The organism is Marilutibacter maris (assembly GCF_006546735.2).
In the GTDB taxonomy this organism is placed as follows: Bacteria; Pseudomonadota; Gammaproteobacteria; order Xanthomonadales; family Xanthomonadaceae; genus Marilutibacter; species Marilutibacter maris.
The window spans coordinates 1-6,527 of the sequence record NZ_VICD02000193.1; the positions used below are offsets into that span (position 1 = coordinate 1).

6 protein-coding genes and 1 pseudogene are annotated in these 6,527 nt (G+C 70.5%); 5 read left to right on the forward strand and 2 right to left on the reverse strand.

The features are described from left to right. The 5 genes and pseudogenes from FKV24_RS19295 to FKV24_RS11245 form a co-directional block, all read left to right on the forward strand. Positions 1-761 (forward strand): annotated as a pseudogene (locus FKV24_RS19295) (hypothetical protein); the annotation flags it as partial. A gap of 93 nt (positions 762-854) precedes the next feature. Then, on the forward strand, positions 855-2,339 hold the full coding sequence (locus FKV24_RS11230; RefSeq protein WP_141482450.1) for an NfeD family protein: 1,485 nt from the start codon (positions 855-857) through the stop codon (positions 2,337-2,339). Continuing rightward, a complete protein-coding gene (locus tag FKV24_RS11235) occupies positions 2,336-3,106 on the forward strand; it encodes a slipin family protein (RefSeq protein WP_141482451.1) in 771 nt (256 codons plus the stop codon). The genes FKV24_RS11230 and FKV24_RS11235 overlap by 4 nt, the downstream gene beginning before the upstream one ends. A gap of 176 nt (positions 3,107-3,282) precedes the next feature. Next, positions 3,283-3,747, forward strand: coding sequence for an aminoacyl-tRNA deacylase (locus FKV24_RS11240; RefSeq protein ID WP_111266222.1), 465 nt, complete (start codon positions 3,283-3,285; stop codon positions 3,745-3,747). Positions 3,748-4,047: 300 nt separating this feature from the next. After that, positions 4,048-4,623 carry an OmpA family protein gene (locus FKV24_RS11245; RefSeq protein ID WP_141482452.1) on the forward strand — a complete coding sequence of 192 codons (576 nt, stop codon included), beginning with the start codon at positions 4,048-4,050 and terminating at the stop codon, positions 4,621-4,623. 121 nt (positions 4,624-4,744) lie between these two features. Here FKV24_RS11245 and FKV24_RS11250 read toward each other — a convergent pair whose 3' ends face one another. Further along, on the reverse strand, positions 4,745-5,851 hold the full coding sequence (locus tag FKV24_RS11250; RefSeq protein ID WP_141482453.1) for an NAD(P)/FAD-dependent oxidoreductase: 1,107 nt from the start codon (positions 5,849-5,851) through the stop codon (positions 4,745-4,747). A gap of 136 nt (positions 5,852-5,987) precedes the next feature. Beyond that, positions 5,988-6,350: a DUF3592 domain-containing protein gene (locus FKV24_RS11255; protein ID WP_141482454.1), complete on the reverse strand. Its 363-nt coding sequence runs from the start codon at positions 6,348-6,350 to the stop codon at positions 5,988-5,990. Between the last annotated feature and the right edge of the window lie 177 nt (positions 6,351-6,527).

Here is a 6,527-nt window from a genome sequence, read left to right on the forward strand (position 1 = left end):
ACGCATCGGTGCCGGACCTGCGCGCCTACAACCGCTATCTGCCGCGTTCGCAGTTGCGGTTCGAGGGCGGCAGCGGCCGGCTCAGCGGCGACCTCAGCGTCGACGGCGCCGGTGCGGTCGGACAGGGCTGGTTGCGGGTCCGGGGACGCGATACCCGCCTGCATGCGGCGGGAATGGCGCTGCGCGGCAACGTCGATATCAACACGCGGTTGCGCCGGGCCGGGATCGAGGACGGCCGCTTCAACATCGACGGCTCCCAGGTCAGGCTCGACAACATCAGCCTGGTCGAGCCCGACGGCGAGGTCCGGCGCGGCTGGTGGGCGCGGATCGATCTGACCCGCGCGCGCCTGGACTGGGATCCGGCACGGGCGGCCGGCCGCGCCGCTGGCGCCGCGGCCGATGTCGATATCGACGGCCATGCCAGGATCACCGCCAGGGACGTGGGCTTCCTGCTGGCGTTGTACGCGCGCCAGCGCGACTATCCCGGATGGGTCGGACGCCTGATCGATGCCGGCCAGGCGCGGGTGACCGGGGACGTGCGCTGGCGCGACGATGTGCTGATCTTCGACAACCTGGTCGCCAACAACGACCGTTTCGACGTCAACGCGCGCCTGCGCCTGCAGGGGCAGGACCGCCGCGGCAATCTCTACGCGCGCTGGGGCGTGCTGAGCATGGCGGTCGACCTGGACGGCGCGCACCGCGAGTACCACCTGTTGCGGGCGCGCAGGTGGTACGACGCCCAGCCGGCGTATATCCGCTGAACGGGCCGGCAGGCCCGGTCTTGCCGCCATTTTTACGCGCTCTGCGCTTTACTGAATCCGCAGGCGGGCAATCGCGTCCCGGCTGCCATCATCATGAACGGGTACGTTCGCGCATCGTTGCTGATCCTGGGGCTGCTGCTCCTGGGGTCGCTGCTGGCGCCGGCGATGTCGGCGCGACAGGCGAGTGCGGCCGACGCAGGCGATGAAGTCGCCGGCACCGAGGCCGCGGGCACAGAAGCTGCCGGTGCCGTCCTGCTGCTGGAGATCAAGGGCGGGATCGGCCCGGCCACCCGCGACTACCTGCGCCGAGGCCTGAAGCAGGCCGCCGAGCAGTCGGCGGCGGCGGTGGTGTTGCGGATCGATACGCCGGGCGGCCTGGATGCGGCGACCCGCGACATCAATCAGGCGATCCTCGCCTCCGAGGTGCCGGTGATCGGCTGGGTCGCCCCCGAGGGCGCGCGCGCGGCCAGCGCCGGTACCTACATCCTGTACGCCTGCCACCTGGCGGCGATGGCGCCGGCGACATCGTTGGGGGCGGCGACCCCGGTGTCGATCGGCGGTGGCGGGCCGGGCATCGCGCCGGACCCGGGCCAATCCCCCGAGGACGGGGACGACGGTGCCGACGAGGGGGCCGGAGCCGGGGACGACAGCGCGATGACCCACAAGGTGGTCAACGACGCGGTCGCCTATCTGCGCAGCCTGGCCGAACTGCGCGGTCGCGACGTCGCCTTCGCCGAGGCTGCGGTGCGCGAGGCGGCGACCCTGTCCGCCGGCCAGGCCCACAAGCGCGGGGTGATTGAGATCATCGCCGCCGACCTGCCGCGCCTGCTGGCCGAGGCCGACGGCCGCAGCGTGCGCCTGCGCGACGGCGAGGCGGTCCTGGGCACCCGCGACCGTCCGGTGGTCACGGTCGAGCCCGGCTGGCGCTTCAGATTGCTGTCGGTGCTGACCGAGCCCAGCGTCGCCTATCTGCTGTTGCTGATCGGTTTGTACGGATTGATCTTCGAGGGCTACAGCCCCGGCGCGATCGTGCCCGGCGTGGTCGGCGCGATCTGCCTGCTGCTGGCGCTGTACGCGCTGCAGGTACTGCCGGTGAACTACGCCGGCGTCGCCCTGATCGTGCTGGGGGTGGTGCTGATCGCGGTCGAGTTCGCGATGCCGAGCTTCGGCGCGCTGGGCATCGGCGGGGTGGTCGCCCTGATCGCCGGCTCGCTGATCATGTTCGACACCCAGGTGCCGGGGTTCGGGGTCTCGGGGCAGCTGATCCTGGGTATCGGCATGGCCAGCGCGCTGACCTTCGCCGGTGCGGTCTGGCTGGCCGCGCGTGCGCGTGCGCGGCCGGTCACCACCGGGGTCGAGGAGCTGCTCGGCGCCAGCGCGTTGGCGCTGGCCGACTTCGATGCCGATGGCCGCGGCACGGTGCGCGTGCATGGCGAGGTCTGGCAGGCGCGCGCCGCGGTTCCGGTCGAACGCGGCGAACCGGTGCGGGTGCAGGCGCTGGACGGACTGGTCCTGCGCGTCGCCCCGGTCGGCGAACGGCCGCAACCCGCGCACGCACAACCTGGAGGTGAGCGATGAACGTGGTCTTCTATGTGCCCCTGTTGCTGATCGTGGTGGCCTTGCTGGCCAGTGCGATCAAGGTGCTGCGCGAATACGAGCGCGGCGTGGTGTTCCAGCTCGGACGGTTCTGGAAGGTCAAGGGGCCGGGCCTGATCATCCTGGTGCCGGTCATCCAGCAGATGGTCCGGGTCGATCTGCGCACGATCGTGATGGACGTGCCCTCGCAGGACCTGATATCGCGCGACAACGTGTCGGTGCAGGTGAATGCGGTGGTGTATTTCAGGGTCGTCGATCCGCAGAAGGCGATCATCAACGTCGAACACTTCTACGAAGCGACCAGCCAGCTCGCCCAGACCACCCTGCGGTCGGTGCTGGGCCAGCACGACCTGGACGAGATGCTGGCCGAGCGCGAGAAGCTCAACGACGACATCCGTTCCATCCTCGATGCGCAGACCGATGCCTGGGGCATCAAGGTCGCCAATGTCGAGATCAAGCACGTCGACATCAACGAGACCATGGTCCGCGCGATCGCCCGCCAGGCCGAGGCCGAGCGTCAACGCCGGGCCAAGGTGATCCACGCCGAGGGCGAGCAGCAGGCCGCCGAGAAGCTGGTCGAGGCCGCCCGCATCCTGGGCGAGGACCCGCGTGCGATCCAGTTGCGCTACCTGCAGACCCTGACCGAGATCGCCGGCGAGAAGAGTTCGACGATCGTGTTCCCGCTGCCGGTCGGCACGGTGGAGGCGCTGGCCCGCCGCCTCGGCGGCGAGGGCGACGGGCGGGCATAGCCGGCGGATCTTCGACGAGCGGATCTCCGACGTGCGGCGGCCCACCGTGGCGCGGCGGTCCTAGACTGGGGTAGGTGGCCGATGCGGCCGTCGTCGTCGCACGGCTTTGGCAACCGATTGCGGTCGCGCAGCCCGGCTGCGGCCGCCCAGAGCAGGTTTAACCAGGAGGTCGGACCATGACTTCGCAACGCTTGCAGGAATTCCTGACCGAGCAGCAGGTCGATTTCCACACCGTGACCCACCCGCATGCGTTCACCGCGGTGCAGACCGCCGCCAGCGCGCATATCGACAGCCATGCGATGGCCAAGACCGTGATGGTCAGGGTCGACGGCAAACTGGCGATGGCGGTGCTGCCATCCAACGAATGGCTCGACATCGAGCGCCTGCGCGACGCCGCCGGCGCGCGCGAGGCGAGGCTGGCGAGCGAGGCCGAGTTCCGCGACCGCTTCCCCGAGTGCGAGGTCGGCGCGATGCCGCCGTTCGGCAATCTGTACGGGATGGAGGTCTATGTCGCCGACAGCATGGCCGACGACGAGCGGATCGCGTTCAACGCCGGCAGCCACCGCGAGCTGATGTGGGTCCGCTGGCAGGATTTCGAGCGGCTGGTGCATCCGCACATGGCGTCGATGACCCGCCATTGATCGATCGCGGTGGTCCGGGCCGCCGGGCGGATGAACGACAACCACAGCGCCGTTCGCTGCGCCCGGAACTGTGACCGGACTCCCGGCGTGCCGGCGCATGCCCGAACACGCGTGCGTATAGAACGCGTACGCCGCGACCGCTGCGCGAGCCGTCACGGTTTCGGGAATGGCTCGCGCACGCGGTTCACCCGTTCATCCGGCGCAAATTCAAGCTGTCCTAGCTTCGCTGTCGGCGCATCCCCCGCACGGCATGCCCGCATGCCGCGACGCCGCAAATGAACATGTAAGGAGAATCGCAACATGACCATGCCCCTGTCCCGAAAGGCCGTCCTGGCCGTCGTCCTGGCCAGCGCCACGCTGGCCGGCTGCAGCCACTACGTGAAGCGCGACGAGTTCGACGCCGCGATCGCCGACCTGCGTGCCGCCGACGCCCGCCTGGAATCGCAGATCCAGGAACTGTCGGCCAAGCACGATGCCCTGGTCACCCAGATGGCCGGCCGCACCCGCGTCGACACCGCCGCCTATTTCGCCACCAACGAGGCGATGCTCAGCGAGGACGCCAAGCCGCTGCTGGACGACTTCGCCAATGCCATCCGCAGCAGCCACAGCAGCGCGATGATCACCGTCGAAGGCTTCGCCGATCCGTCCGGCTCGGCCGCCTACAACAAGCGCCTCGGCCAGCGCCGCGCCGACGCCGCCCGCGATTACCTGGTCAACAGCGCCGGCCTACCGGCGACCCAGGTGCGCTCGGTCAGCTATGGCGAGGACGAGAACCGCCAGGTGCGCCCGGGCGCCACCGGCGAGGCCGGCCGCGACAACCGCCGGATCGCCCTGGTCGTCGACTACGCCGGACCGAAGACCGCCAGCACCATGTAAGGACTCTCGGGCAGGGATGCATCGAACGCGAAGGGCGCCTGAGGGCGCCCTTCGTCGTTTGCGCGGCCGGCGATGCGTTACTGGCCGGGCATCGCGACCGGCGCGGTGCCGTCGGCCGCGCTCACGCGGCGGTGCCGCGCTTGTGGAAGTAGACCTGCTCGGCGGCCCAGCGCAGCGGCGGGGAGTGCATGAACAGGTCGAACGGCCAGTCGAACTGCAGGCGGTCGTAGGCCCAGCGCAGGGCGCGCTTGGTGCGGAAGCGCGGCGCCGCGGCCATCGCCACCGGTTCGGGACGCGGGCCGTCGCCGCGCACATGGGCGGCGATCGCGCGCCCGCTGGCCCAGCCATGTTCCCAGGCCGAGTGGATGCCGCCGGCGGTGACCGGCGAGACGATGCCGGCGGCGTCGCCGGTCAGCATCACCCCGTCGCCGACCATCGGCCAGACCGGGCCGCTGCACGGGATCAGGCCGGCGCGGGTGGTGCCGGGTTTGAGGCGGCGGGGCAGGCCGCCGGCCGCGCCGACCCGTAGCAGGAAGCCGTCGATGTCGGGCACCCGCGCGTTGCCGGGATCGTGGCGCAGCGCCAGCCCGGCCTGGATGCCGGTCGGGCTCTGCGCGATCCAGCCGATGTAGCCGGGCGCGTAGCGCTTGCTGATGAAACAGTGCAGGGCCTCGGGGTGTTGCAGGCAGGCGCCGGGGAACTCGTATTCGACCCCGTACAGGAACTGCCGGACCTGACCCAGGCCGGTGCGCGCGGCCACCCGCGAGCGGGCCCCGTCGGCGCCGACCAGGTAGCGGCAGCGGCCGACGCCCTCGATGTGCCAACCGCCGTCGACCCGGCGCGCATCGGTGAACGGGGTGCCCAGGCGCAGCTCGACGTCGTGGCTGCGCAGTTGCCCGGCCAGCCAGCGCATCACCTGCGGGGTGTCGGTGGTCTGGAAGTAGTAGCCGGGCGCGGCGAGGGCGATCTGCTTCAGGCTGGGCGCGTACAGCCGCACCTGTTCCACCCGCCGGGTCAGGGGCGCCGGCAACTGGCCCAGCAGGGTCTGCTCGGCGGCTTCCTTGACGATGATGCCGGTGGTGTGGAGCTTCTCGCCGGGATCGCGCTTGCGTTCGAGGACGACGACACGCAGCCCGGACTGGGCGGCGGCGAGGGCGCAGGCGGCGCCGGCGAAACTGGCGCCGACCACGACCAGATCGTAATCGTGGGAGACCGGGGGCAGGGGCATGGGCATGTCCGTGGAGAGGCGACATGCGCAGTCTCGATCCCGCCGGCGTGGGCAGGATGGCGGCTGTGTGAAGCCGGTGCGAAGTGGCGCCGGCATGGATCGCATCCGCCGCGGACGGCGCCGGGCGGCGTACCGATCAGGACGACTTCATTGCCTTGCGGGCCTGTTCGACCAGTGCCAGTGGGGCACTGATCGAGGGGCGGCTGCGCGCATAGACCACCGCGATGCGGGTGCCGCGCGGATGCGCGTCCCAGGTCTCGTCGGAAACCAGGGACAGGTGCCGGTGATGCTTGCCGCTGGCGTCGATGTATTCGTAGCGGATCCGCTTCTGCGCCTGGTAGGTACGGGCTGTGTGACTGACCTGCTCGATCACCCGGCCCTCGGTCTCGACGCCTTCGGCCAGCAGCCGCCGCATCTGCAGGCCGCGGCGGGCGAGAACCGCGACCATCGCCAACAGCAGGACGATGGGAATGCCGATGCCCAGCAACAGGCCTGTCATGTCCGTTCCGGTATCCGTCTTCCCAGACACCAACGTAAAAACCGACCACGGGCGGACTGCGGCCGCCGTTCATGTCCGCGCCGCGGCACGGTCGCCGGTCGGTCGGCCGCTGGCAACGGTGCCCGCAAGATAAAGCGAAGGGCGCCGTTGAGGCGCCCCTCGTGGGGATCACGCGAT

What these genes read in the sequence shown, in the direction of transcription:
- FKV24_RS11240 (WP_111266222.1), top strand. Translation starts at nt 3,283, where the DNA reads ATGACTTCGCAACGCTTGCAGGAATTCCTGACCGAGCAGCAGGTCGAT.
- FKV24_RS11255 (WP_141482454.1), bottom strand. Translation starts at nt 6,350, where the DNA reads ATGACAGGCCTGTTGCTGGGCATCGGCATTCCCATCGTCCTGCTGTTG.
- FKV24_RS11245 (WP_141482452.1), top strand. Translation starts at nt 4,048, where the DNA reads ATGACCATGCCCCTGTCCCGAAAGGCCGTCCTGGCCGTCGTCCTGGCC.
- FKV24_RS11250 (WP_141482453.1), bottom strand. Translation starts at nt 5,851, where the DNA reads ATGCCCCTGCCCCCGGTCTCCCACGATTACGATCTGGTCGTGGTCGGC.
- FKV24_RS11230 (WP_141482450.1), top strand. Translation starts at nt 855, where the DNA reads ATGAACGGGTACGTTCGCGCATCGTTGCTGATCCTGGGGCTGCTGCTC.
- FKV24_RS11235 (WP_141482451.1), top strand. Translation starts at nt 2,336, where the DNA reads ATGAACGTGGTCTTCTATGTGCCCCTGTTGCTGATCGTGGTGGCCTTG.